This is a genomic window from Pseudomonas sp. BN417 (assembly GCF_029871205.1).
Taxonomy (GTDB): domain Bacteria; phylum Pseudomonadota; class Gammaproteobacteria; order Pseudomonadales; family Pseudomonadaceae; genus Metapseudomonas.
This window is the reverse complement of record NZ_SSOJ01000139.1, coordinates 20,102-46,238: the sequence shown is the minus strand read 5'-3', so window position 1 is coordinate 46,238 and position 26,137 is coordinate 20,102. Positions and strand designations below refer to the sequence as shown.

Annotated in this window: 21 protein-coding genes and 1 rRNA gene; 17 read left to right on the top strand and 5 right to left on the bottom strand. The window is 66.2% G+C overall.

Going from position 1 to position 26,137, the window contains the following annotated elements; genetic code table 11:
- Nucleotides 1-9 precede the first annotated feature (9 nt).
- The 8 genes from rrf to E8F11_RS18330 all read left to right on the top strand — a co-directional run bounded on the left by rrf (nucleotide 10) and on the right by E8F11_RS18330 (nucleotide 11,584).
- Nucleotides 10-125 (top strand): 5S ribosomal RNA (rrf, locus tag E8F11_RS18365).
- Nucleotides 126-449: 324 nt separating this feature from the next.
- The gene (locus E8F11_RS18360; RefSeq protein ID WP_280290271.1) at nucleotides 450-926 is read left to right on the top strand and encodes a chemotaxis protein CheW; all 477 of its coding nucleotides are present in this window, start codon (nucleotides 450-452) and stop codon (nucleotides 924-926) included.
- Nucleotides 913-2,427: a CheR family methyltransferase gene (locus E8F11_RS18355; protein ID WP_280290270.1), complete on the top strand. Its 1,515-nt coding sequence runs from the start codon at nucleotides 913-915 to the stop codon at nucleotides 2,425-2,427. Before E8F11_RS18360 ends, E8F11_RS18355 begins: the two co-directional genes overlap by 14 nt.
- A complete protein-coding gene (locus E8F11_RS18350; protein WP_280290269.1) occupies nucleotides 2,427-3,029 on the top strand; it encodes a chemotaxis protein CheW in 603 nt (200 codons plus the stop codon). The genes E8F11_RS18355 and E8F11_RS18350 overlap by 1 nt, the downstream gene beginning before the upstream one ends.
- An 18-nt stretch (nucleotides 3,030-3,047) precedes the next feature.
- On the top strand, nucleotides 3,048-4,679 hold the full coding sequence (locus E8F11_RS18345; protein WP_280290268.1) for a methyl-accepting chemotaxis protein: 1,632 nt from the start codon (nucleotides 3,048-3,050) through the stop codon (nucleotides 4,677-4,679).
- A gap of 7 nt (nucleotides 4,680-4,686) precedes the next feature.
- Entirely contained in the window at nucleotides 4,687-6,888 is a 2,202-nt protein-coding gene (locus E8F11_RS18340) for a response regulator (protein ID WP_280290267.1), read from the top strand.
- A gap of 44 nt (nucleotides 6,889-6,932) precedes the next feature.
- Nucleotides 6,933-7,988: a chemotaxis protein CheB gene (locus E8F11_RS18335; protein ID WP_280290266.1), complete on the top strand. Its 1,056-nt coding sequence runs from the start codon at nucleotides 6,933-6,935 to the stop codon at nucleotides 7,986-7,988.
- Between the two features lie 14 nt (nucleotides 7,989-8,002).
- Nucleotides 8,003-11,584 carry an EAL domain-containing protein gene (locus tag E8F11_RS18330; protein WP_280290265.1) on the top strand — a complete coding sequence of 1,194 codons (3,582 nt, stop codon included), beginning with the start codon at nucleotides 8,003-8,005 and terminating at the stop codon, nucleotides 11,582-11,584.
- A 151-nt stretch (nucleotides 11,585-11,735) separates the two neighbouring features.
- On the opposite strand, the gene E8F11_RS18325 is transcribed toward E8F11_RS18330, so the two are convergent.
- The 4 genes from E8F11_RS18325 to E8F11_RS18310 all read right to left on the bottom strand — a co-directional run bounded on the left by E8F11_RS18325 (nucleotide 11,736) and on the right by E8F11_RS18310 (nucleotide 16,055).
- Complete coding sequence (locus E8F11_RS18325) at nucleotides 11,736-12,344, bottom strand: DUF4157 domain-containing protein (protein WP_280290264.1); 609 nt, start codon at nucleotides 12,342-12,344, stop codon at nucleotides 11,736-11,738.
- Nucleotides 12,345-12,568: 224 nt separating this feature from the next.
- The gene (locus E8F11_RS18320; RefSeq protein ID WP_280290263.1) at nucleotides 12,569-13,900 is read right to left on the bottom strand and encodes an aminotransferase class III-fold pyridoxal phosphate-dependent enzyme; all 1,332 of its coding nucleotides are present in this window, start codon (nucleotides 13,898-13,900) and stop codon (nucleotides 12,569-12,571) included.
- Nucleotides 13,897-14,964: a phosphotransferase gene (locus E8F11_RS18315; protein ID WP_280290262.1), complete on the bottom strand. Its 1,068-nt coding sequence runs from the start codon at nucleotides 14,962-14,964 to the stop codon at nucleotides 13,897-13,899. The genes E8F11_RS18320 and E8F11_RS18315 overlap by 4 nt, the downstream gene beginning before the upstream one ends.
- A gap of 59 nt (nucleotides 14,965-15,023) precedes the next feature.
- On the bottom strand, nucleotides 15,024-16,055 hold the full coding sequence (locus E8F11_RS18310; protein ID WP_280290261.1) for an ABC transporter substrate-binding protein: 1,032 nt from the start codon (nucleotides 16,053-16,055) through the stop codon (nucleotides 15,024-15,026).
- Nucleotides 16,056-16,328: 273 nt separating this feature from the next.
- On the opposite strand from E8F11_RS18310, the gene E8F11_RS18305 reads away from it, so the two are divergent.
- Nucleotides 16,329-17,063, top strand: a complete 735-nt coding sequence (locus E8F11_RS18305) for an SDR family oxidoreductase (RefSeq protein ID WP_280290260.1) — start codon at nucleotides 16,329-16,331, stop codon at nucleotides 17,061-17,063.
- A gap of 74 nt (nucleotides 17,064-17,137) precedes the next feature.
- Nucleotides 17,138-17,815, top strand: coding sequence for a GntR family transcriptional regulator (locus tag E8F11_RS18300; protein ID WP_280290259.1), 678 nt, complete (start codon nucleotides 17,138-17,140; stop codon nucleotides 17,813-17,815).
- Between the two features lie 41 nt (nucleotides 17,816-17,856).
- Here E8F11_RS18300 and E8F11_RS18295 read toward each other — a convergent pair whose 3' ends face one another.
- The gene (locus E8F11_RS18295) at nucleotides 17,857-18,798 is read right to left on the bottom strand and encodes a LysR substrate-binding domain-containing protein (RefSeq protein ID WP_280290258.1); all 942 of its coding nucleotides are present in this window, start codon (nucleotides 18,796-18,798) and stop codon (nucleotides 17,857-17,859) included.
- A gap of 154 nt (nucleotides 18,799-18,952) precedes the next feature.
- On the opposite strand from E8F11_RS18295, the gene E8F11_RS18290 reads away from it, so the two are divergent.
- The 7 genes from E8F11_RS18290 to E8F11_RS18260 all read left to right on the top strand — a co-directional run bounded on the left by E8F11_RS18290 (nucleotide 18,953) and on the right by E8F11_RS18260 (nucleotide 26,127).
- Nucleotides 18,953-20,017: an aromatic ring-hydroxylating dioxygenase subunit alpha gene (locus E8F11_RS18290; RefSeq protein WP_280290257.1), complete on the top strand. Its 1,065-nt coding sequence runs from the start codon at nucleotides 18,953-18,955 to the stop codon at nucleotides 20,015-20,017.
- Nucleotides 20,010-21,128: an FAD-binding oxidoreductase gene (locus E8F11_RS18285; protein WP_280290256.1), complete on the top strand. Its 1,119-nt coding sequence runs from the start codon at nucleotides 20,010-20,012 to the stop codon at nucleotides 21,126-21,128. Before E8F11_RS18290 ends, E8F11_RS18285 begins: the two co-directional genes overlap by 8 nt.
- Before the next feature lie 131 nt (nucleotides 21,129-21,259).
- On the top strand, nucleotides 21,260-22,111 hold the full coding sequence (locus E8F11_RS18280) for a transporter substrate-binding domain-containing protein (protein WP_280290255.1): 852 nt from the start codon (nucleotides 21,260-21,262) through the stop codon (nucleotides 22,109-22,111).
- Between the two features lie 109 nt (nucleotides 22,112-22,220).
- Entirely contained in the window at nucleotides 22,221-22,931 is a 711-nt protein-coding gene (locus E8F11_RS18275) for an ABC transporter permease subunit (RefSeq protein WP_280290254.1), read from the top strand.
- A 13-nt stretch (nucleotides 22,932-22,944) separates the two neighbouring features.
- Nucleotides 22,945-23,682 carry an ABC transporter permease subunit gene (locus tag E8F11_RS18270; protein ID WP_280290253.1) on the top strand — a complete coding sequence of 246 codons (738 nt, stop codon included), beginning with the start codon at nucleotides 22,945-22,947 and terminating at the stop codon, nucleotides 23,680-23,682.
- A 5-nt stretch (nucleotides 23,683-23,687) separates the two neighbouring features.
- Nucleotides 23,688-24,464, top strand: a complete 777-nt coding sequence (locus tag E8F11_RS18265; protein ID WP_280290252.1) for an ATP-binding cassette domain-containing protein — start codon at nucleotides 23,688-23,690, stop codon at nucleotides 24,462-24,464.
- Nucleotides 24,465-24,564: 100 nt separating this feature from the next.
- Entirely contained in the window at nucleotides 24,565-26,127 is a 1,563-nt protein-coding gene (locus E8F11_RS18260) for a histidine ammonia-lyase (protein WP_280290251.1), read from the top strand.
- Nucleotides 26,128-26,137 lie beyond the last annotated feature (10 nt).

Sequence of the window (26,137 nt, the reverse complement as noted above, 5' to 3'; positions counted from 1 at the left end):
ACCGAATTGCTTGACGATCATAGAGCGTTGGAACCACCTGATCCCATCCCGAACTCAGTAGTGAAACGACGCATCGCCGATGGTAGTGTGGAGCTTCTCCATGTGAGAGTAGGTCATCGTCAAGCTTCTATCCCAAACCCCCGATACGCTAAGGCGTGTCGGGGGTTTGTCTTTGCGCGCGGGAAATTCCGGCTTACGTGAATCCCCCGGCGCAGCCTGCAAACCTGCCGGCCTCCATTTATCAGCCGCACGGGCAGAGCCGGCAGTTCATGACCACGATTAGCCTGATCGTGCCTGGTCTTTCCGAAACGCGCCTACGGTCCGCTGCTGCGTAGGCCTCTGCCGTTCAGACTGTACGAAGTTATCCATGGATCCCCATGCTTTTTCTGGACGCATGCTGGCCCTGAGCTACCTTCTATGGCTAGAGCTAGCGGCAGCAGGATGCCTCTATGGATAGATATTTCGTGCTGCCGTTCTGGCTGGCGGGGCAGCACTTGGCGGTGAGCCTGGACTCTGTGGTCCGTGTGCTCCCCGCTTTGCTGTGGACGCCGCTCCCCGGCGCTCCCGATACGGTGTTCGGACTGGTCAACGTTCGTGGGCAGGTGTTGCCGGTGGTGGACCTGGCCCGGCGCTTCGCCTGGCCTTCGGCCAAGCCGGCTCTCTGGCAGCCCTTCCTCTGGTTGAAGACGCAGCAGCGGGAGCTGCTTGTGCCCGTGGAGGCGGTGGAGGCCGCCGCCAGCTGCGCCGCCGAAGACTTTTCCCCCGCTCCCCATCCGCAGGTGCCCTCGGCCCTGCTCAAGGGTGTGGTTCGCACGGCCGAAGGGCTGCTGCTGATCCAGGATGTGGAGCAGGTGCTCTCCGATGCGGACGAGGAGCGTCTGGCCGAAGCCATGGTGCTCGCAAGGGGCGCCCATGGACCTGATTGAGCCCATCTGCTCGGCACGGGTACTCGAGGTGCTATTGCGCAAGGTCCACCAGCACCTGGGGCTGGATTTTTCCGGTGCGCGGCGCAGCGAGCTGCTACGCCGCTTCAGGCTGCTGGCCCTGGAGCAGGGCCAGGCCGACCTGCCGGCTTGGCTGGAGGCACTGGCCTTCGCCGAGTGGGACGAGGCCCAGGTGCAGGCGCTGACGTCGGTCTTCACCGTGGGCGAAACCTATTTCCGTCGCGATGCCGAGGCTTTCGACTGGCTGGCCCGCCAGCATCTGGGACCGCTGATCGCGCGGCGCCGTGAGCAGGGCTACCGGCACCTGCGAATCTGGAGCGCGGCCTGCTGCACGGGCGAAGAGGCCTACAGCCTTCTGTTTCTACTCGACGACCTGCTGGGCAAGGATCGTTCCAGCTGGTCGATCGAGCTTTTTGCCAGTGACCTCAACCAGGGCTTCCTGGATCGTGCGGAACAGGGCCGCTACGGCCAGAACGCCTTCCGCCGCAACGAGGACGAGTTCCGCCACCGTTACTTCCAGGCCGAGGGCAGGTACTGGCGGGTCAGGCCGGCATGGCGCGGGCGCATCCGTTTCTTCCGCCACAACCTGGTGCAGGGCCGCCTGCCCAACGCCGAAAAGGGTCTGGCGGAGCTGGACCTGATCCTCTGCCGCAACGTGCTGATGTACTTTTCCCCGGAGCAGTCCGCCGGTGCCCTGCGCCGCCTGTTGAGCTGCCTCACCGGCGAGGGCCTGCTGCTGCTGAGCGCGGTGGAGGCGGGACTGGCCACCCAGGCCGGGTTCAGTGGCTTCTGGGCCGGTAGCAACTGCGCGCTGCGTGCCGGAAGCCGTCTGCCACCTCGGCCGGCCGTGACGCCGCTGCCGTTGCCACGGGTGGAGCAACCTTTCCTCTGGCAGCCAGCGTCCGTGCCGCAGGCGACGAGGTCAGAACCGACGCTGCCGCCGAGTGCGCCGGAGATTCCCCTGCACTGCGACAGCGACTCGCTCTGGCAGCAGGCCCGGCAAGCCCTGGAGCAAGGCCGCCATGCGCAAGGCCGGCAGACCCTGCTGGACTACCTGGCCAGCCCCGGCCTGACCCAGGCCCAAAGGCACCAGGCCTGCCTGCTGATGGTGCGCAGCTGGGCCGACGGGCAGCGCGGCGATGAGGCCGAACCCTGGCTGCAGCGTGCCCTGGCACTGGACCCCACCTCGGCTGGCGCCCACTGGCTCGCGGCCATGCTGGCGCAGCAGGCCGGCGATGAGCTCGGCGCCGTGACGGAACTGCAGAAGGTGCTGTACCTGGACCCCGAATTCATCCTCGCCCACTTCCACCTGGCCCGGTTGCTGGGCGGGAGCGGGCAGCGGCCGGCCAGCGCCAGGGCGCTGCGGAACTGCCGCGAGCTGCTTGCCCGGCAACCACCCGAGGCACCGGTGCCCCAGGGCGATGGGTTGAGCTGTGCGCAGCTGCTGCGGCTCTGTGAGCAACTGATGGAGGCGAAACCTTGATGGGCGAGACCCGGGAAGGTCATTGGGAGGAGATTCACCAGCGCCTGGCGGAGTTCGAGCGGCGCATCGACAGCGGCTTCGTCATCAGCCGCGAGGAGCGTGAGTCACGCCTGGCGGCGCGCAGCCGCGAGTGGGCGCGCGGCACTGAACAGGATCAACCGGACGCCTGGCTGGAGGTGCTCTGCTTCAACCTCAGCCAGGAGGTCTACGCGGTGGAGGCGCAGTATGTCTCGGCGGTCCTCCCGCTACCGCAGTTCACCCCGCTGCCGGGCACGCCGCCCTTCGTCCTGGGGATAGTCAATGTGCGCGGCCACATAGTTTCGGTGCTGGATTTGCGGGTGTTCTTCGAACTGCCCATGGAGGGGATTTCCGACAAGAACTTCCTCGCGGTATTGCGCGGGCCGGAGATGGAGTTCGGCCTGCTGATCGACCGGGTACAGGGCATCACGCGTATCCAGCGCGACAGCCTGCAGGGCGGCCTGGCGAACCTGTCGGGAATCAGGGCGAACTACTTGCTGGGGGTCACCCCGGATCAATGGACGGTGCTGGACGGTGCGCGCCTGCTGGGAGACCCCAGCCTGCGCATCGAGGCAGACGAATAGGCACAAGGAGAAAGGACCATGCTGGGCAATCTGATGAACCTGCGGATCGGCAACAAGCTTATGCTGGCCTTCGCGGCCCTGATCCTGGCGTTCGGTTTCCTGCTGTTCAACACGCTGGAAAGCTTCTCCAGCCTGCAGGCGCAGGAGGCGGCGCAGTTCAAGCGGCGCTACGTGCGCATCTCCGACGTGAAGGAGCTGCTGCTCAACCTCACCCTGCAACGGGTGGAGCTGCTGCAGGCGCTGAGCGAGGGCTCGATTCAGGGCCGGGACGACAGCCTGCTGCGCAATACCGAGGCCAACGACAAGCTGCTGGACCGCCTGCGTGAGGCGGTGGTGGATGACCAGCAGACCGTGGACCTGCTGGACCGGATGAAGGCCCTGCGCGCCGACTACCTGCGCGTTCGCGACGAGGAGGTGCTGCCGCTGATCGCCAGCGGCCGCCAGGAAGAGGCGCGCAACCTGATCGGTGGGCCGCAGCGCCAGCGGGTGGAGAAGATCTACGACCTCGGCCAGGAGCTGGTGACCATCACCGACAAGCGCATCAACGCCGGCATGGAGCAGTCGGCTCTCACCCTGGAGGCGCTGCGTGAGCGGACCTTCTACTACAGCCTGATCCTGGTGCTGGTCACCGGGCTGCTGGCCTGGCTGCTCAGCCGCCATATCGCCCAGCCCTTGGCGCGCTTGACCGGCTGGGCGGAGCAGATCGGCCGTGGCGAAATTCCCCGGGAGATTCCCAGCACCACCCGCCAGGACGAGGTGGGCCGGCTGGCCCTGGCCTTCGTCAACATGAGCCGCTACCTGCGTGAGCTGGTGCAGGAGCTCAATGAGGGCATCTCGGTGCTGGCCACCGCCAGCGAAGAGATCCTCGCGGTCACCACCCAGGTCGCCTCGGGTACCCAGGAAACCGCCACTGCCATCAGCGAGATCGCCACCACGGTGGAAGAGGTGAAGCAGACCGCCATTCTCTCCGGCAACAAGTCCCAGTCGGTCACCGAAAGCGCCGAGCGCACCCGTCAGGTGGCCCAGGCCGGGCGCCAGTCGGTGGACGAGACCCTCAAGGGTATGAGCCGGATACGGGCGCAGATGCAGGCAGTGGCCGAGAGCGTGATGCGCCTGGGCGAACAGAGCCAGACCATCGGCGAGATAGTCGCTTCGGTGAACGACCTGGCCGAGCAATCCAACCTGCTCGGGGTGAACGCCTCCATCGAGGCGGTGAAGGCCGGTGAGGCCGGCAAGGGCTTCTCGGTGGTGGCGCAGGAAGTGAAGACCCTGGCCGAGCAGTCCAAGCTGGCCACGGCCCAGGTGCGCAGCATCCTCGGTGACATCCAGAAGGCCATGACCAAGGCGGTGCTGCAGGCGGAGGAGGGCAGCAAGTCGGTGGAAAGTGGCTACGAGCGAGCCCAGGTCAGTGGCGAGGCGATCCGCACCCTCAGCAGCAGCATCGAGGAGTCCAGCGAGATGGCCCTGCAGATCGCCGTCACTAGCCAGCAGCAAATGATCGGCATGGACCAGATCGGCACGGCGATGGAGAACATCCGCCAGGCCAGCCAGGACAACGTCGGCGGCACCCGTCAGGTCGACCTGGCGGCGCGCAACCTTCATCAGCTGGGCCTGAAACTCAAGGGACTGGCAGCCCAGTTCAAGTTGTGAGACTGCCATGAGCCTGGATCGGGAAGCCCTCAGACAGCGCCTGCTGGCCAGTTTCCGCAGCGAGGCGGAAGAGCGCCTCGGCGTTCTGGCCGATGGCCTGGCCAACTGGCGCGAGGGCACGGCTTCGGTGGACTCCATCGAGTCGTTGTTTCGCGAGGTGCACAGCCTCAAGGGCGCCGCGCGCGCGGCCGGGGTAACGGCCATCGAGCAGCTCTGCCATGCCTGGGAAAGCCTGTTGGCGGCGGTACGCCACGGCCGCCTGAGACTGACGCCGGAGCGGGTGGAGTTGTGCCGCCATACCCTCAAAGCCGTGCAACGGCTGCAGGGCGGCCAAGCCCTGGATGAGCATGACCAGCAGCGCGTGATCGAGAGCCTGGAAGCCGCCGCAGAAGGCGATGCGATCGAACTGCCGGGGGAACTGCCGCCGGCCGTGGAGTCGCTCCCGGCGGACCCGGCGACCGTGCGGGTATCGGCCCAGCGCCTGGACGCCCTGCTGTTCCAGAGCGAGGCACTGCTCCAGCACAAGTTGGAGGCCCAGGCCCATGCGCGGAGCCTGCAGGCCCATATGGCCGCCTTCGAGCCGCAGCGCACCAAGCGCCTGCTCAGCGGCGGGGTGCTGCGCCAGCTGCGCGAGGGCCTGGACGAGTTGCCGCCGGGCACGTCGGATGCCCTCAAAGGTGTGCTCGACTACCTGGACTGGAGCCTGCTGCAGCTGGACCGCCTGCACTTCAACGCCAGCCGCCTGGCGAGCGCCGGTAACCACCTGGCGCAGGGCCTGGAGCAACTCTCCGGCAGCCTCACCGACGAATTGCAACGAGTCCTGCTGCTCTCCGGCAGCGCCCTGGTGGAGGGCTTGCCGGCCATGGTCCAGGACCTCGCCAGCCAGGCCGGAAAGCGCGTCGACCTGGAGGTGAAGGGTGCGAGCCTGCAGGTGGACAAGCGCATCCTCGACGAGCTGCGCATTGTGCTCACCCACTTGCTGCGCAATGCCATCGACCATGGCCTGGAGAGGCCCGAGGTGCGCAGCCGCATCGGCAAGGAGCCGACGGGCCGCCTGGATCTGGAGCTGATCCAGGAGTCGGCGGACCGCTTCGAGCTGCGGGTCAGCGACGACGGCGCCGGACTCGACCTGGAGCGGCTCAAGGCCAGGGCGGTGTCCAGCGGCCTGCTCGGCCCGGAACAGGCCCAGACCCTGGCGGACCCCGAGGCCGCCAAGCTGATCTTCGCTTCGGGGCTGTCCACCAGCCGGATCATCACCGACCTCTCCGGGCGCGGCCTGGGCATGGCCATCGTGCAGGAGACGGTGGAGCGGCTGGGCGGGCGCATCGAGGTGGAGTCCCGTGCCGGCAAGGGCACCTGCTTCCACCTGCATCTGCCGCTCAGCCTGTCCACCTTCCGCGCCGTGATAGTGCGCGATGCCGAGCGGGTTTTCGCGGTTCCAGCACTGGCGGTGGAGCGTTGCCTGCGGCTGCCGCTGGACGCCATGAAGAACCTGGAGAACCGGCCCTCGGTGACCGTCGACGGGGAAGTGCTGCCGCTCTGGACCCTGGCCGAAGTGCTCGGCCTCGGCCACCTGGAGCCGGGCGAGGACGACCTCACCCTGTTGCTGTTGAAGGTGCGTGGCGAGCGCTTCGTATTGCTGGTGGAAGAGCTGCTGGGGGACCAGGAGATCATCGTCAAGGGACTTGGCCGGCAACTGGTACGAGTGCGCAACCTGCTGGGCGCCACCGTGCTGGGGGACGGCCAGCTGGTGCCCATCCTGCACCCAGGGGACCTCTATCGCAGTGCCCTGGAAACCCAGGGTTCTAGCTTCGCCCAGCAAGGCCAGGCGCGGCCCGGCAGCGCGCGCCAGCGCCTGCTGATAGCCGAAGACTCCTTCACCTCGCGAGGCCTGCTCAAGGCAATCCTCGAAGGCGCCGGCTACCAGGTGGCCACCGCCAACGACGGCCTGGAAGCCTGGAATGCGCTGAAGCAGGGGCAGTTCGACCTGCTGGTGTCGGATGTGGAAATGCCCCGGCTGGACGGCTTCACGCTGACCCGCCGGATTCGCGCCGACCGCGAGATGGCCGGGTTGCCGGTGGTGCTGGTGACGGCGCTGCACTCGGCCGAGGACCGCGCCCGTGGCCTGGAGGCCGGCGCCAATGCGTACCTGGTGAAGAGTGGCTTCGAGCAGGACAGCCTGCTGGACGCCATCCGCCGGTTGATCTGAAGGGAGCGTCGATCAGGGGATCGGCGCCAAGGAGGGGCAGGGCCATGCGCATACTGATAGTGGATGATTCGCCGGTTGCCCGCCTGCTGCTGCGTGCGATTTTCGAGGGTGAGGGATTCCTGGTCAAAGAAGCGGGCACTGGGGAGGAGGCGCTCAAGCTGCTGCTGCGCTTCACCCCCGACATCATCACCATGGATGTGCACATGCCCGGCATGGATGGTTACGAAACCACCGAGCACATACTCGAGCGTTACCCGCTACCGGTGGTGGTGCTCACCGCCAGCGCCAACGCCTATGCCTCGGCCACTGCCATGCGCGCCCTCGAGGCCGGCGCCCTGGCGGTGCTGGACAAGCCCGGCGGCCCGGACGCCGAGGATTTCAACGAGCGGGTCGGCGAGCTGTTGCGCACTGTGCGCAGCATGTCCCAGGTGAAGATAGTGCGGCGCCCGCGCAAGGCCAATGGCGAGCCCGCGCGCCAGCAGACGCTCGCCGAGCTGGTGGCGCAAAGCGTGCAGGCGCCGCCGCAGCTGGTGGCCATCGCCGCCTCGGCGGGCGGACCGGCAGCGCTCAAGAGTCTGCTGGAGCGCCTGCAGCTGCCGCAGCCCTGGCCGCTGATGCTGGTGCAGCACATAGCCACGGGCTTCCTGCCGAGCTTTCGCGACTGGCTGGCGACGCTCACCCATCTGCCGGTGCTGATTGCCGAGGATGGCCAGGAGCTCGCGCCGGGGTGTCTCTACCTCGCACCGGATGGCTATCACCTGGGCTTCGCCGGCAACCGTCGGGTCGCCCTGCACTGTGGTCCGCCAGAGGGACTGGTGCGGCCCTCGGCCAACTACATGTTCCGCTCCGCAGCACAGCATTTCCGCGAGCGGGCTATTGGTATCCAGCTCTCGGGCATGGGCCGCGATGGCGCGGAGGGAATGGCAATGTTGCGCCGCAGCGGTGCGCTGACGCTGGCGCAGGAGCCTTCCAGCGCCATGATCGATTCCATGCCCCAGGCCGCCATTGGCCTGGACGCCGTCCGCCAGGTGTTGACGCCGGACGGCATGGCCGCCTTGCTCAACCTGATTGCCGAACGCCTGGCCGCAAAAGATGCATGAAAGGGAGAGACACCATGTACACGGATGCTGAAATCCTCGTAGTGGAGGACAGTCCGACCCAGGCTACCGAGTTGCAGTACATGCTCGAAGCGGTCGGCTGCCGGGTGCGTGTCGCCCGCAACGGCGTCGAGGCGCTGGGGATGATCGCCGAACGGCGACCGACCATCGTCATCAGCGATATAGTGATGCCGGAAATGGACGGCTACGAGCTGTGCCGGCAGGTCAAGGGCTCGGCCCAGACCCAGAGCATCCCGGTGATCCTGGTCACCTCCCTGGCCGATGCCCGTGACGTGGTGCATGGGCTCGCCTCGGGCGCCGACAACTTCATCGTCAAACCGTTCGACGAGAAGTACCTGATGTCGCGCATCCGCTACTTCCTGGTGAACCTGGAACTGCGCACCCACGAACGGGTGCAGATGGGCGTGGAGGTGGTGCTGGAGGGCGAACGGCATTTCATCACCGCCGGCCGCCAGCAGATCCTCGACCTGCTGATCTCCACCTATGAGCAGGGCGTGCGGCTGAACCACGAGCTGCAGGTCAAGCACGATGAACTGGCCCGCAGCAACTCGCTGCTCAACTGCCTGTTTCACTTCACCAGCGGCCTGACTGATGCCCGTAACGAGCAGAACGTGATAGACGCGGCGCTGCGGCGCATCCTCGAATTTCCCGACGCCGGCGGCGCCTGGCTGCTGATGGCCGATTCGCGGGATCCGGAAACCTCGGTACGCCTGGCCGGCTCCCGTGCGCGCGGCCGCGACTATGGCCTGGACGCCCTCACCCGGTGCGTTCGCGATTGCCCGTGCCGGCATGCCTGGGTCAGCGACGGCCTGAGCGCGCCCTGCAATATCCAGGGCTGCCCGGCGCTGGCCAGCCTGCCAGGTAAGCCGGTGCACGCGAGCATCCCGCTGCTCCTGGGCGGCGAGATCATCGGCATGCTCAATGTGGTGCAGCGCGATGCCCACGCCTGGCCCGAGGAAGCCCTCAATGCCCTGGCCTCCATTGGCCGGCAGCTCGCCATGGCCCTGGGCCGGGTGCGCCTGTTCGAGAGCATGGAACAGCTGGTGGAGCAGCGTACCGAGGCCCTGGCGCAGAGCGAGGCGCTGCTGCGCAACGTGCTCGACAGCCTGCCTGTGGGCGTCCTGGTGACCGACCGGCAGGGCCGGCTGATCATGAGCAACCCGGAGAGCAGCCTGATCTGGGGCGGGCCGCATCCCAGCGCTGCAGAAGGCTACAGCCAGTACCGCGGCTGGTGGGCCGACAGCGGCGAGCCGGTGACGGCGAGCGACTGGTCGGTGATGCGCGCGGTGCGGCAGGGGCAGGTATCGCGCAACGAAGTCATCGACATCCAGACCTTCAAGGACGGCCACAAGACCCTCCTCAACTCGGCGGTACCCTTCTTCGACAATAACGAGGTGATCCAGGGCGCCATCGTGGTGTTCCAGGACATCACCGAACAGCGGCGCCGCGACCTGGAGATGCGTACTCGCACGCGGGCGGTGGAAGCCAGCGTCAACGCGGTGGTGATCACCGACAACGAGCAGCCCGACCAGCCGATCGTCTACGTCAACCCGGCTTTCGAACGCATCACCGGCTATTCGGCCGAGGAAGTGCTGGGGCGCAACTGCCGCTTTCTCCAGGGCGAGGAGCGCGATCAGCCGAACCTGGGCAACATCCGCCGGCTCCTGACGGCCCAGGAGGAGGGCGGAGCGCTGCTGCGCAACTTCCGCAAGGACGGCTCGGAATTCTGGAACGACCTCAAGGTGTCGCCGGTGGTGAACGACCGCGGCAAGGTCAGCCACTTCGTCGGCATACTCCACGACATCACCGAAGCCAAGCGCTACCAGGAGGAACTGGAGCACCAGGCCAACCACGACAGCCTCACCGGCCTGCCCAACCGCAACCTGCTCAGCGACCGCATCAGCCAGGCCATTGCCCTGGCCGCGCGCAACCACAGCCGCTTCACCCTGGCCTTCATGGACATCGACCGCTTCAAGGTGGTCAACGACAGCCTCGGCCACAACGCCGGCGACCAGTTGCTGATCCAGGTCGCCAATCGCTTGCGCTCGCGGGTACGCGAGATCGACACCGTGGCGCGCCTGGGTGGCGACGAATTCATCGTTCTGCTCATGGAAACCGACCAACTGGGCGAGCAGGTGGCCTGGCTGGAGCGCCTCAAGCAGAGCATCGCCCTGCCGGTGATGCTGGACGAGCAGGAAGTGGCGGTGAGCTGCAGCGTCGGCTTCTGCTGCTACCCCAGCGACGGACGCGACGCCATCACCCTGCTGCGCAACGCCGACACCGCGATGTACCAGGCCAAGCACCAGGGGCGAAACCGTATCTGCGCCTTCATGTCGGAGATGAACGACCAGGTGCAGAAGCGCCTTTCCATGGAGCGGGAAACCCGCCTGGGCCTGCAGAACCAGGAGTTCATGGTGGTCTACCAGCCGCAGCTGGACCTGCAGAGCGGGCGCCTGTGCGGCTTCGAGGCACTGGTACGGTGGAACCGCAGCGGCAAGATGGTCAGCCCGGATGAGTTCATTCCCCTGGCCGAGGAAACTGGCTGGATCGTCTCCATCGACTTTTATGTGTTCGAGATGGTTTGCCGCCAGCTCAACATCTGGCGCGAGGTGTTCAACCAGGGCCTCAGGGTGGCGGTGAACTTCTCCGCCATCAGCTTCACCGAGACCGACTTCATCGAGCGCGTGCTGGGCCTGCTGAAGGTCCACGGCATCCCGCCGCACTGGGTCAAGATCGAGCTGACCGAAAACATCCTGATGACCAATGCCGACGATGCCCTGGTGAAAATGCGCGCCCTCAAGGCAGAGGGCATCCGCTTCTCCATCGACGACTTCGGCACCGGCTATTCGTCGATCGGCTACCTCAAGCGCTTCCCCTTCAGCCAGCTGAAGATCGACCGCAGCTTCATCACCGATGTGATCACCGAACCTGATAGCGCCTCCCTGGTGCGCTCGATGATCACCATCGGCCACAACCTCGGCATCCGGGTCATCGCTGAAGGCGTGGAGAACGTGGGGCAGTTGGGCTTCCTGCGCGCCGCCGGCTGCGACGAGCTGCAGGGCTACTACTACTCACCACCATTACCGCCCCAGGCCTGCCTGCAGTTCCTCCAGGAAGGCTCGGCGCTGACCCTGCCGGCCAACATCCTCGACGGGGACGAGCGTTTCCTGCTGGTGGTCGATGGCGACCCCGACACCTTCGACGCGCTGCGGCGGGCATTGCGCCTGGAGAGCTACCGGATGCTGATCGCCGATTCCAGCGAGGCGGCGCTCAACCTGATGGCCACGCAAAGGGTGGACGTGGTGCTGACCGGCCTCAGCCTGACCGACATGGACGGCGTTGAATTCCTGCGACGGATCAAGGTGATCTACCCGGAGGCGATCCGCATGGCCCTCTGCGGCGCTACCGAGGTGGGCAGCATCCTCAAGGCGGTGAACGAGGGCGTGATCTACCGCTTCGTCACCCGTCCCTGGGACCCGGACGACCTGCGCAACCAGCTGCGTGAAGCCTTCCAGCAGCGCGACCTGCATTGCGAGGTCAAGCGCATGCGCCAGCAGCTGGGCCGGGGACCGGGATAGGAGAATATCTGGATGCCGTGGGGGCAGCTGCGCCGCCCTTGGCGAATGAATTCGCCCCCACAGGAAAAGCAGGCTCCACACAGGAGCTGAAGCTTTGTAGGGGCGACTTCAGTCGCCAAGCAGGCCGTAGGCCTGCCAACAGGGTAGCGGCCTACTTGGCGCTGCTCGCCACGCTCGGCTTGATGGCTCGCGCCACCTCGCCCTGGATCTTGTAGGCCGGCGCCTCCACCGTGTTGTAGTCGCGGGTGTAGCGCTGGGCGAAGCCCGCCACGCCCCATTCCAGGTACTGCTTCACGTGATGGAGTTCATGGGCCCAGAGCGCGACGTCGTTCTGCGCGTCGTTCTCATTGCGGAAGACGATCACATCCACCAGGGTCACCGCTTCCACGTCGGGGTTCTGCATCAGGGTACTGGCGGCGTTCATCTCGCCGTCGTCGCCCACCTTGTAGCGCGCGGTGTCCAGCACCTGCAGGTCGTAGTAGGGCTCCAGCTGCGCACGGATATGCAGCGGAATGGGCTGCAGCTGGCTGGCGACCATGTTGTTGCGCGACTCTACGATCCACTGCTGCAGGCTGGTAGAGGCCATCTGACTGACGCTTTCCAGCAGCGGCGCCATCTCCCCCGGATTCCCGGGCGCGCAGAAGCAGGTCACCACGCAGACTTCCGACTGCCCGGTGGGGCAGGCGAGAACCGCGGTGGAAAGGAAGGGCAGGGCGAGGACCGCCTGGCGAAGCAAGGTGCGAGGGAATGCAGCGGGCAAAGGGGTCTCCCGGAGGTGGTGACGTTTGGCGGCGGCCTGTGCAAGCGCCGCGCGCCGGGGTTGGACAGCGCAGACGGGGATTGGTTGCGAGCCCATGGAAACGGGTACGGCATCGACAGGGACGGGCGGCGGGTGCCGGCGCGCTGACTCCCGCACAGTCCATCTGCAGGCGTTTGCCCAGGTTCGATGACCAGGCCGGAACCAGGCGAATCAGCAACAGCGTTTCAGCTTCCGCCCTCCTCCACCGCCTCCAGCGCCCCGTCTACCGCTTCCAGCAGCAGGTCGGCGTGTTCGCGCTGGAAGACCAGCAGGGGGCGGATCTTCAGGATGTTCTCCAGCGGCCCGGCGGCACTGATGAGCACGCCTCGCTCACGCATCGCGTTGACCACACGGCGGGTCTGCGCGGCGGCGGGGTTCTTCGTGGTGCGGTCGGTGACCAGCTCCACGCCGAGGAACAGGCCGGCGCCGCGTACGTCGCCGATCAGGGGGTGGCGTTCCTGCAGGTGCTGCAGGCCTGCCAGCAGGTAGTCGCCCAACTCTTGCGAGCGTTGCTGCAGTTGTTCGTCGCGGATGATGTCGAGCACCGCCTGGCCGGCCGCGCAGGACACCGGGTTGCCGCCGAAGGTGTTGAAGTAGCGCATGTTGCGGCCGAAGCCGTCGACCACTTCGACCCGCCCGACGATGCCGGCGATGGGTTGGCCGTTCCCCATCGGCTTGCCGAGGGTGACGATGTCGGGCTGCACCTGGTGGCGCTCGAAGCCCCACATCCGCTCGCCGGTGCGGGCGAAGCCGGATTGCACCTCGTCGGCGATGTAGAGCAGGCCTTCGGCCCGGGCCAGCGCGACCGCTTCGGCGAGGAAACCGGCGGGGCCGGGGAGCACGCCGTCGCTGGCGAAGATTCCGTCCACCAGCAGCGCCGCCGGCCGGATGCCCGCGGCTCGCAGGTCGGCAATCGCCGCGCGGACATCAGCGGCCAAGGTCGCCGCGACCTGATCCGCACCGAGGCGGTAGGCGTCGGGAGCACGGATTGTCCGCACGTGCGGGGGAAGGGTGATCCCGGCGCCGAGCGAGGGGGACAACTCGGAGATATCCCCGGTGACGCCGTGGTAGGCGAAGCGGGTGATGATCACGCCCGTGCCGCCGGTGTGATGACGGGCGATGCGCAGAGCGAGGTCGTTCGCCTCGCTGCCGGTGCAGGTGAACATCACCCGCTGCAGGTGGCTCGGGAAAGTCGCGAGGAGCTGCTCGGCGTAATCGAGTATGCCTTCCTGCAGGTAGCGGGTGTGGGTGTTCAGGCAGGCTGCCTGGCGGGCGATGGCTTCGACCACGCGCGGGTGGCAGTGGCCGACCGAGGCCACGTTGTTGTAGGCATCCAGATAGCGCCGGCCCTGTTCGTCGAAGAGCCAGACGCCTTCGCCGCGGACGGTATGCAGCGGGCGTTCGTAGAACAGCCGGTAGGCGGGACCGAGCAGCCGCTCGCGGCGTTCGATCAGGCGCTTCTCGGGGTCGGAGAGGCGGTCGGCATCGGCAGTGGTGAAGCCATTGATCATGGTCATGGGCGGGCCTCCTGCCGGCACGCTTGGCGAATTCGTCTGTGGATGTCGGGGCGGGGCAGGTCGGCCAGCCGTTCCAGGCTCGACCAGGCGCGGTGGGTGTTGCGCAGAATGTAGTCGCGGTTCTCCGGGTGCAGGTCGGCGCGCCAGGCGTTGATGCACAGGGTCAGGGCCAGGCGCGTGGCGATCAGGTCCGGCAGGACGTCCACTTCCCTAGGGTCGAGTGGGTTGTGCGCATGGTAGGCGGAGATGAACTCCAGGGTCGGTGCGAGGACGTCGCCTGCGGTGTCCAGCTGGTAGGAAGCCGCCACGGCGACGTCGTTGACGCGCGGGGCGCGGACCATGTCGCCGAAGTCGAGGATGTTGCGCAGGCACTCGGGGTGCTCGGTATCGACGATCAGGTTGTGCGGGTTGAGGTCGTTGTGGATAACCTGGTGACGCAACTCGGGGAGGCGGGGTAGGGCGTGCTCCTCGAACGCGTCCAGGCAACCTTCGACCAGGGTGCGTCGCCGGCCCGCCTCGATATGTTTCAGCAAGGGGCGCAGGCGCGCCGCATGTTGCATGTCCCAGAGCAGTTCATGGCCGGCGGCCGGATGGTCGAAGCCTTCGAGCGCCCGGTCGAATCGCGCCAGGGCTTCGCCCAGGTTGCGGCGCAGGGTGGGCGTCCAATTGCCTGCGCGATGCAGGGGCTGGCCGTCGACGAAGGACAGCAGGCGCGCGAGCATGTGCTGGCCCGCCACTTCCACCTCGACCTGGAAGCGCCCATCCAGCGCCGGGTACACCCGCTGCACCGGCAACTCCGGGTCGCGCTCCTGGATGCGGAGCATGGCGCAGTTGTGGAAGTCGACGACCTGGGGATTCTCCAGCGGGTGCGAGAGCTTGAGCAGTCGCGACGGGCCATGGTCGCCGACCACGCAGAAGTTGAGGTCGCGCTCGCCCCCCAGCCGCTCCAGACGGCCGGTCAGAGCGAAATGCCGTTCGAGGACGACGGCGGCCTCGGCCTCGCTGACCTGGGCGGGTGCGGTTTGCAGCAACTGGTCATGAACTATGATTTCCTCTAACGACATTGCATCGACTCCACGGGAAAACGGTGGGGGCCAGCCCGGCGAGGGACCGGCCCCGGTCTTTACTTGCTTGCCCAGGCGTTGAACCGTTCTTCCAGTTCCTCGCCGTGGTCGATCCAGAACTCGGTGTCCGTGGCGCGGGCGTTCTCCAGGTTCTGCGGGGCGGTCGGCAGGTTCTTGCTGGTGCCGGCGTCGAGCAGGCCGATCGTATGGATATTGCTCGGTCCGTAGGGGATCGTTTCGACGAACTGCCTCTGCTGTTCAGGCTTGCTGGCGAAGGCGATGAACTGCTCGGCCTGCTCCTTCTTCTTGCTGCCCTTGACGATGGCCCAATGGTCCAGGTCATACAGGCTGCCGTTCCACTGGATGTTGAAGGGCCGGCCTTCCTTCTGCGCCGTGGTGACGCGGCCGTTGTAGGCGGAGGTCATCACCACGTCGCCGGAGGCGAGCCACTGCAGGGGCTGCGCCCCGGCCTCCCACCACTGGATGCTGGACTTGATCTGATCGAGTTTGCGGAATGCGCGATCAACGCCCTCTTTGCTGGCGAGCACCTTGTACAGGTCCTGCTGGGCGACGCCGTCGGCGAGCAGGGCGAACTCCAGGGTGAACTTGGCGCCACGGCGCAGGCCGCGCTTGCCAGGAAACTTCTGCAGGTCCCAGAAATCCGCCCAGCCCTGGGGCGTGCCCTTGAGCTTGCTGGCGTCGTAGGTCAGCACGGTGGACCAGATGAAGATGCCCACGCCGCATTCGCTGACCGCGGCGGGCAGGAAGTCGTCCTGCTTGCCGAGCTTCGACCAGTCCAGTGGCTCGAACAGGCCTTCGCTGCAGCCACGCAGCAGTTCCGGGGTCTCCACCTCCACCACATCCCAGGTGGTCTGCCCGGTATCGGCCATGACCTTGATCTTGGCCATTTCACCGTTGTAGTCGGCGGCGTGAACCGGGGCCGAGAAGGCCGCGGTGAAGGGGCGGTAGAAGGCTTTCTCCTGGGCCTGGCGGTTGTCGCCGCCAAAGGAGACCACGGTCAGGCTTTCGCTGGCGAACAGCGGGGTGGCGCAAGCGCTCAGCAGGGCCAGTACTGCGACTTTCTTGGACATGCGTTCTCTCCGGGATGAGCCGCGCGGGCTCGGATGGGTGATGGCAGCTTCAAGGGAAAGGCAGGGTCTGTTGTCGCGGCAGGCGCCGGGCGCACTGTCCGGTGTCCGTGGGAGCCAGGGCGTGGCCGATGGCAAGGGATGCATGGGAGGGACCTCACTTCTTGTTGTCGTTGTCACGGGGCAGGGGGATTAAAACATATTTGGAATATGATGCATCATAATTTTTCCTCGTGTAGTCTGACGCCTGTCCCCTCCCACTGACAGGAGTCAACGATGACCGACCAGAAAACCCTGCTGCTGACCGGCGCCAGCCGGGGCATCGGCCATGCCACCGTCAAGCACTTCAACGCCGCGGGCTGGCGGGTGTTCACCGCATCCCGGCAGAACTGGGTGGAGGAGTGCCCTTGGGCCGAGGGCTTGCTCAACCATATCCACCTGGACCTGGAGGACATCGACAGCGTCGAGCGCAGCCTGCCGCTGATCCGGGAAAAGCTGGGCGGGCGCCTGGATGCGCTGGTGAACAATGCGGGGATCTCGCCCAAGGGCCCGGAAGGCCAGCGCCTGGGCGTGCTGGAGTCCGACTACGCCACCTGGCTCAAGGTCTTCAACGTCAACCTTTTCTCCACCGCGCTGTTGGCGCGGGGACTCTTCGCCGAGCTGAAGGCGGCCCAGGGCAACGTGATCAACGTGACCTCCATCGCAGGGTCGCGGGTGCATCCGTTCGCGGGTGTCGCCTATGCCTGTTCCAAGGCCGGCCTGGCTGCCCTGACGCGGGAGATGGCCCACGATTTCGGGCCCCATGGCGTGCGGGTGAATGCCATTGCCCCGGGGGAGATCGAGACCTCGATCCTGTCGTCCGGCACCGAGCTGATCGTCGAGCGGGATATCCCCATGCACCGGCTGGGCAAGCCGGAGGAAGTCGCCTCGCTGATCCACTTTCTCTGCACCCGCGGCGCTTCCTACGTGAACGGCGCGGAAATCCACGTCAACGGCGGACAGCACGTCTGAGGCGGCACTGGTATTCCCGGCGGGAAAACCCGATCATTTCGCCGGGGTATCGCCCAGCAGTCGACGAGCAGCCTATGAATTACCCGATCCAAGACCTCAAGCACGCCTACCTGGGCAGCAGCATCTATGGCCTGCTGCGGGAGGCCTTGATCAGCGGGCGATTCCAGCCGGACGACAAGCTGCGCATCCGCGACCTCGCCGAACAGCTCGGCACCAGCGTGACCCCGGTGCGCGACGCGATTCTCCAGCTGGCCAAGGAGCAGGCGCTGGTGCTCAAGACGCCCCGGGACATCCGCGTGCCGGTGCTGACCTGCGAGCAGTACCTGGAGATCCGCAGCATCCGCCTGGCGCTGGAAGGTCTGGCGGCCGAAACCGCCGCGTCCCGCGTGACCCCCGAGCAGCTGGCGATGCTCGAAAGCAACATCCGGGACAACGTCGCCGCCATCCACGCCGATGACCTGGCGACCGCCCTCAAGCTCAACCAGGCCTTTCACTTCGCCCTGGCCGAGATTGCCGGCATGCCGCTGCTCGGCAGCTTCCTCGACAGCCTGTGGATGCGCACCGGGCCGCTGATCGCCCGGGCCTATGGCAGCTTCAACGAGCGCATGGCCATCGATCACCACTGGGAAGTGCTGCGCGCCTTGCAGCAGGGCGACGGTCCGGCCGCGCGCCTGGCGATCTGCACCGACATCCTCGATGGCAACGAGAAGATGATCGAGTTCATCGAGCAGAAGTTCATCTCCGAATCCTGATGAGTCGCACCTGACGCCCCCGCACCGAGCGTTCGCTCGGTTCAGGCAGACCGCTCCAGCAAGTCATTGGTGACCTGCTGCTGGTCCCGCCCCCGTGCGATCAGCCAGCGGTGGAAGGCGCGGCACTGCGGCTTGTGGAAGTGGTTCGGGTTCCAGCTCAGGTAGTACGAGGTCGGCATCGGCATGGCGCGCATGAGCGGGATGATCAGGCGGCCTGCCTCGAGGTCCTTGCTGATCATCGAGTACTGCGCCAGCACCAGGCCCTGGCCTTCGATGGCCGCCTGGATGGCCATCGAGGACAGCGAGTAGATCCTGCTATTGCTGACCGTCGCAACGTCGACGGCGTTGTCGGCGAACCATTCCTCCCAGGATGGCGGCGAGTCGAACTTGGGGCGCCAGTCGATGGTGATCAGCGGGTACTCGAGCAGCTTGCGGGCGTCTTCCGCTGGCACTGCGGCAGCCAGCAGTGCCGGACTGCAGGCGGGTACGACGCAGTCACGGAACAGCTCGATGGTGTGCTGGTCATCCTGGATGCCTTCGCCGTAGCTGAGGCGGAAGTCGACACCGTTGGCCTCGGCCTGGGAGGGCTCGGTGTGGGTGCCGTCGAGGTAGACGCTCAGCTCCGGATATTCCGGCTGCCACTCTGCAACCAGCGGCGCGAGCCATTTCGACAGCAGCGAGGGCAGGGCGCTGATGTAGAGGTTGTTGGCGTTCTTCGAGCGCTCCAGTTCCGCCGCCGCCGCCCGCAGCCGTTCGAAGGCCTGGCTGCAACCTTCGTGGAAACGCTGGCCGGCGGCGTTCAGGCGCAGGCGCTGGCCCTCCTTGACCGTCAGGCTGAGGCCAACCGCCTCTTCGAGGAGCTTCATCTGCTGGCTCACCGCCCCCGCAGAAATGCCGAGGCGTTTCGCCGCCTGGGAAATGCCGCCGGAGAGTCCGACGGCCTCGAATATTTCAAGTGCGCGCAATGGGGGAAGGTGACTCATGACAGCTCCCGAAGTAGGCATGATAGCAATCTTTGTGGTTTAGAAAAACTAAACTAATTAGCAGAAAACACCATCTATTCTTTTAATCCTCCCGCTCCTACGCTGTTCCTCAAGAAGCGCCGGCTTCGCATAACAACAAGAGGAGCAACGAGCCATGTTCTTGAGAAACGCCTGGTATGTCGCCGCCTGGGATACCGAAGTGAAGCAGGCCCTGCATGCGACCATTCTCCTTGGCGAACCCATTGTTCTCTATCGCAAGGCCGACGGTGGCGTGGTGGCCCTGGAGGACGCCTGCCCCCACCGCAAGCTGCCGCTCTCCATGGGGCGCCTGCAGGGCGACCTGGTCGAATGCGGCTACCACGGGCTGACCTTCGATTGCTCGGGTTCCTGTGTGAAGGCCAGCTGCGTGGCGCGGGTGCCGCAGGCCGCGAAGGTGCGCAGCTACCCGGTGGAGGAGCGCTATGGCCTGGTCTGGCTGTGGATGGGCGACCCGCTGCTGGCCGATCCGGCAAAGATCGTCGATATCCCCGAATGGGATCACCCGGACTGGGGCGTCAATCGCGGCGACTCGATGACCGTCGAGTGCAACTACCTGTACATGACCGACAACCTGCTGGACCCGTCCCATGTCGCCTGGGTGCACCAGAGCACCTTCGGCACCGCGGCCTGCGAATCGGAGCCCCTGCAGACCCGAGTGACCGACGATGGTGTGGTGGTTTCGCGCTGGCTGTACGACATCGATGTGGCGCCGTTCTACACCCAGTACCTCAAGTTCGAGGGGCGCTGCGACCGCCTGCAGTACTACGAGGTGCGCTATCCGTCCCACGCGATCATCAAGGGCGTGCATACCCCGGCCGGCACTGGTGGCGACCGCGCGCCGGTCCACGAGAAGGCGTTCCTCATGGACTCGTACAACTTCATGACGCCGGTGGACGAGAACCGGACCCGTTACTACTGGTTCCAGCTGCGCAACTTCGATGCCGATGACGAGGCCGTGTCCCGCCGGTTCGCCGCGGACGTGCGTCGCGCCTTCGAAGAGGACCGCGTGGTGCTCGCCGCCGTGCATGCGGGCATGAAGAACCGCCAGACGCCGAACATCGACCTGGCCATCGACTCCGGTCCGCTGCGCTTCCGCCGTGCCATGGAACGGCTGATCCGCGAGGAGCTGGAAGCCGTAGCCGATAGGCGCAGCACCCATGAGGTCCAGGCCCATGTTTGAGCCGATTCCCGCCACCAGGGGGTTCGCTCGCTTCCAGGTGACCGGAAAGGTACGGGAGAGCGCGTCGATCACCTCGTTCGTGCTGAAGCCCGCCGCGAACGGCGGGCCCGTGGAGTTCCGCCCGGGGCAGTTCATCGTGCTGCGCGTCCCCGGCACCGAAGGCCCGCAGGTGCTGCGCGCCTACAGCCTGTCCGGTGACCCGGATGACCATACGCAGGTGCGCATCTCGGTGAAGCACGAGTTGCCTCCGGCGCATCTGCCCGATGTGCCGGCGGGCGTCGGCTCGAGCTTCCTGCACAAGGCGGTGGAGATCGGCGAAGAGCTGGATATCGCCGGCCCGTCCGGCGACTTCGTCCTCGACGAGGACAGCGAGCGTCCGGTGCTGCTGTTCAGCGGCGGGGTCGGGCTGACGCCCATGGTGAGCATGCTGCACCGCCTGGCCACCCGCTCGACGCGCCAGGTGTACTTCATCCACGCCTGCGAGAACGGCGCCGTCCACGCCCTGCGCGAGGAGGTGCTGGCACTGGCGGCGAGGCGCAGCGGGATCGCCGTGCACTTCTGCTATCGAGCACCGACTGCGCAAGACCTGGAGCGCGGTCATCACCACAGCAGCGGGCTGGTCAGCAGGGACACCCTGCAGGGGTTGCTGCCGCTGGATGACTACGACGTCTACCTGTGCGGGCCGCGCCCCTTCATGCAGGCGAACTGGCGTCTGCTGCGCAGCCTGGGAATCGACAAAGCGCGGATTCGCTACGAGTTCTTTGGTCCGGCGACGATTCTCGACGAAGACGAGACGCCAGCCACACCCGCCAGGCCGACGCCGACAGGTCCGGCTCCCGCGGCCGATACGGAACTGACAGTGCGCTTCGAGCCCTCCGGCCGGGCCGTCGCCTGGGACCCGGCCAGCCCGTCGCTGCTGGATTGCGCCGAGCAGGCGGGACTCAAGCCGCCTTTCAGCTGCCGCGTCGGATTGTGCAACTCCTGCCTGACGCCCCTTCTGAGCGGTAGCGTCGAGTACACCGAAGCCCCGCTGGTGGAGCCCGAAGCGGGCCAGGTGTTGCTGTGCTGCGCGCGGCCGACCTCCCCGGTGGTGCTGGCGCTGGACAACTGATGGCGGCCGCGGCTGCCGACTATCGACCGAGTACGGATGGAATGCCTATCGAACCGACGCCCGAGCTGTGATTCGCCTTGCCTTGCACGCCCCTTACGACCCCCTGTGGTTTCGCATCGGAGAATACAGAGATGAAAAACAAGAAAATCGAATTCGCCGTCTGCTCGTTGTTGATGATGATCGCCAGTTGCTCGCTGAATGCCCAGGCCAAGGACCTGGAGACTATCCAGATCGCCACGGAGGGGGTGTACGAACCCTGGAATCGCACCTTGCCGGACGGCAGCTTCGACGGCTTCGAACCGGAGATGGCCAAGGTGCTCTGCGAACGCATGCAGGTTCGCTGCAATATCGTCGCCCAGGACTGGGACGGACTGATCCCGGGCCTGCGGGCCGGCAAGTTCGACGTGGTGATGGATGCCCTGGCGATCAGCGAGGAGCGCCGTAAAGTCATCGATTTCTCCCGCCCCTACACCAAGGCGCCCGCCACCTTCATCGCCCTGCAGTCCAGCGGCGTCGACCTCGGCCGCGGCACCCTGCACCTGCGCGGAAAGCCCGAACTGGACACGCCGGCCGTCGAAGACCTGCGCAACCGCCTGAAGGGCAAGCTGATCGGCATCGTCTCCGGCACCGTGTACAGCAAATTCATCCATGACCAGTTCGGCGAGGTGGCGACCATCCGCGAATACAAGACCCCGCCGGAACCGCTGATGGACCTGAAGAATGGCCGGGTGGATGTGGTGTTCGAGGACCTCGGCTTCCTCGCCGGGGAAATGCAGCGGGCCTCGGACAGCGGCCTGGTGCTGGTCGGGCCGGCGATCAACGGACCGATCTGGGGCGAAGGTGAGGCGTTCGGCATCCGCAAGGGCGAGGCGGAGCTCAAGGCCAGGCTGGACGCGGCGATCGCCTCGCTGATTACCGACGGGACGATCAGCGAGCTGAGCCGCAAATGGTTCAAGCACGACTTCACGCCGCCCAGCCAGTGACCGGGTGATCCCGCCGGCGGGCACCGCGATGTGCGGTGCCACGCCAGGCGCAGGGTTGTTCATGCGGCTGTGATTATCGGCCGCTCTCCTGACTCGGTTATCAGCGGGTATGCACGTGATCGACTTGATTGGTTTTGGCGCGAAAGGCTGGGGCAGCATCCTGCTCATGGCCGCGCTCATGACGGTACTGGTGACCCTGGCCGCGCTGCTGGTCGGCGCCGTGCTCGGTGCCCTCGTCGCCGCGGCGAAGCTGCACCACAGCGGGCTCCTGCGCCTGCTCGGGGATACCTACACCACGGTATTCCGCGGGGTGCCGGAATTGCTGGTGATCTACCTGTTCTATTACGGCGGTTCGGCGCTGGTCAGCAGCGTCGGCGGGCTCTTCGGTGCCAGCGGCTACATCAGCATGCCCGCCTTCCTGGTGGGGGCGCTGGCCGTCGGCGTGGTGTCCGGGGCCTACCAGGCGGAGGTCTATCGCGGCGCCTTCCAGGCCGTGTCGCGCAGTGAGTTGGAAGCGGCCAAGGCCATTGGCATGCCGGTCCTGTTGCGCTTCCGAAGGATCATCGCACCACAGATCCTGCGCTTCGCCCTGCCGGGGCTCGGCGGCGTCTGGCAGATCAGCCTGAAGGACTCGGCGCTGATCTCCGTCACCGGCCTGGTCGAGCTGATGCGCGCAAGCCGCGTGGCGGCGGCCTCCACGGGCGAATTCGTGCTGTTCTTCATCACCGGCTGCGCGCTCTATCTGGTACTGACCGGCCTTTCCAACCTGGTCTTCTCGCGGGCCGAACTGCGGGTCGGCAGAACCTTCCGCCGCAGCTGACAAGGAGCGAACCATGTCGATCGATTTCACTTTCCTGCGTGACACCCTGCTGCAGCTGCTGCAGGCCCTGCCGATGACCCTGGTGCTGTTCGCCGCCTCGGTCGCCCTCGGCACGTTGCTGGCGATGCTGGTGACCTGGCTGCGTGTTTGCGAGGTCGCCGCGCTGCGGCACCTGGCGCGAGTCTACATCTTCCTGTTCCGCGGCTCGCCGCTCTTGATCCAGATGTTCCTGCTCTACTACGGCCTGAGCCAGTTCCAGGCGGTGCGCCAGAGCCTGTTCTGGCCGATGCTGCGCGAGCCGGTTACCTGCGCAGTGATCGCCCTGGCGCTGTGCACGGCCGGGTACATGGCGGAAATCTTCCGCGGCGGCCTGCTGGCTGTGCCGTCGCAGCAGGTCGAAGCCGGGCGCGCGGCGGGGATGTCCGGCTGGCTGCTGGCGCGGCGGATCATCATCCCCGTGGCCCTGCGCAGCTGCCTGCCGGCCTACTCGACGGAAATCATCCTGATGATGAAGGCGACCTCGCTCGCCAGCCTGGTGACCGTCTACGAAGTCTCAGGCGTCGCGCAGCGGATCATTTCCGAAACCTACCGGACGATGGAGGTGTTCCTCTGCGCCGCCCTGATCTACCTGGTGTTGAACTTCCTGATCGTCCGCGCACTGGCGCAGGTCGAACGCTGGCTGTCCCCCCGGCCACCGGTCGCCGCGCGTCCAACAACAAGAAATCACGCTCTCAGCGTGCGAAGAGGGTAAGTGGCATGGCTACAGGCAATGAACCGGTCCTGCAGGTGAAGCATATCCGCAAGTCGTTCGGCGACCTCGAGGTGCTCAAGGGCATCTCCCTGGATGCCTACGAAGGCGATGTGGTGTCGATCCTCGGCTCCAGCGGCTCCGGCAAGAGCACCTTCCTGCGCTGCATCAACCTGCTGGAAGTTCCCGATGCCGGCGAGATCCGCGTCGCCGGCGAACAGGTGGCGTTCAAGCTCGGGCGCAACCAGATGCTGGTGCCCGCCGACCGCCGCCAGGTCGACCGCATCCGCCCGGAGCTGGGCATGGTGTTCCAGAACTTCGGACTGTGGTCGCACATGACGGTGCTGCAGAACGTCATCGAAGGCCCGGTGCATGTGCAGAAGCGTCCGCGCGCCGAGTGCATCGACGAAGCCGAAGCCCTGCTGGAGAAGGTCGGCATGGCGGACAAGCGCAACCACTACCCGGCGTTCCTCTCCGGCGGTCAGCAGCAGCGCGTGGCCATCGCCCGCACCCTGGCGATGCGGCCGCGGGTGATCCTGTTCGACGAGCCCACTTCGGCGCTGGATCCGGAGCTGGTCGGTGAAGTCCTGAAGGTCATGCGCGCGCTGGCCGAGGAGGGCCGCACCATGCTGGTGGTGACCCATGAGATGGGCTTTGCGCGAAACGTCTCCAACCGCGTGGTGTTCATGAACCAGGGCCTGATCGAGGCTCACGGCACCCCGGAAGAGATGTTCAAGGAGCAGCGCTCGGAACGCTTCAGGAAGTTCATCCTGAACCAGGCCTGACGCCCGCCCGATCCCCTGACTTTTTTCGCCTGTCCTGCGACGGGGCAGGCTCCCTTCGCCTTGAAAAAGGCCAATGAACCGAGAGAGCAAAGCAATGCCCATGCACCCGAAAGATATTTCCACCGTGATCCTGGACGATGCCAGACCCACGCTTGAGGAGTTCATCGCCGTCGCCCGTTACTCGGCGAAGGTGAGTTTTTCCGACGCCTATCGTGCCCGGGTTGCGCGCTCGCGCCGGCTGGTCGAACGCTTCCTCGACGAGAACCGCCTGGTCTATGGCGTCACCACCGGTTTCGGCGACAACGTGCGCCACGTGATCTCGCCGGATGACGCCCAGACCCTGCAGGTGAATATCGTCCGTTCCCACGCGGTGTCGGTCGGCGAGCCGCTGAACCGCGAGCAGGTCCGTGCCATCCAGCTGATGATCCTGGTCAGCCTCGGCAAGGGTTACTCGGGCGTGCGCATGGCCTTGCTGGAACAGATCGCCGGCCTGCTCAACAACGACGTGATGCCCTTCGCCCCCGGCGAGGGCTCGGTAGGCTACCTCGGCCCGGAGGGCCACCTGGCCCTGGTGCTGATCGGCGAAGGCAAGGCCAGCGTCGCCGGGGGCGCGTGGGTGGATGGCGCCACCGCACTGCGCCAGGTCGGCATGCAGCCGATCGACCTGCAGTGCAAGGAGGGCCTGGCGATGCTCAACGGCACCACCTCGGTGACCGCCATCGCCACCCTGGCGCAGTACAACGCCAACCAGGCCGCCCAGGCGGCGGACATCGCCGCGGCGATCTCGTTGCAGGCGCTAAAGGGCACCGTCCGCGCCTTCGACCCGCGCTACCACTCGATCAAGGCCCATGCCGAACAGGCGCAGACCGCCAGCTACATCAAGCGCCTGCTGGCCGACAGCCGACTGGTGGAGGAGAACATCGACTATCGCCTGCAGGACACCTACAGCCTGCGTGCCATTCCGCAGGTGCACGGCGCCTCGAAGAAGTTCATCGCCTATGCCCAGGCCTGCATCGACAACGAGATCGCCTCGTCCGGCGACAATCCGGTGATCTACCCGACCAGCGAGGACGACGGCATCGCCATTTCCGGGGCGAACTTCGATGGCTCCTACATCGGCATCGCCGCCGACACCCTGTGCAACGCGATGACCAACCTGGCAAAGATCTCCGAGCGGCGCACCGACCGCATGGTCAACTCGCACTTCAGCGAGATGCCGGCCTTCCTCGTGCGCAACCCCGGCCTGAACAGCGGCTACATGATCATCCAGTACACGGCGGCGGGTCTGCTCGGCGAGATGAAGGTGCTGTCGCATCCGTCCACCATCGACAGCGTGTCTACCTGCGGCAACCAGGAGGACCCGGTGAGCTTCGCCTTCAACGCGGCGATCAAGGCCTACCAGGTGTCGCGCAAGCTGGAGTCGGTACTGGCCATCGAGATCCTGGTCGGCTGCCAGGCCCTGGACTTCCACGAGGTAGGCAAGTCGTCCAGTGCCACCCGCGCGCTCTACGACCTGGTGCGCAGCCGCGTGGCACGGGCCGATGAGGACCGCGCCTTCTACCCCGACATCGTCGCGGTGACCGAGCAACTGCGCTCGGGCGAGATCCTCGCCACCGTCGACCGCACCCTCGCCACCGTCGACCGCACCCTCGCCAACCCGTGAACCCCGAAGC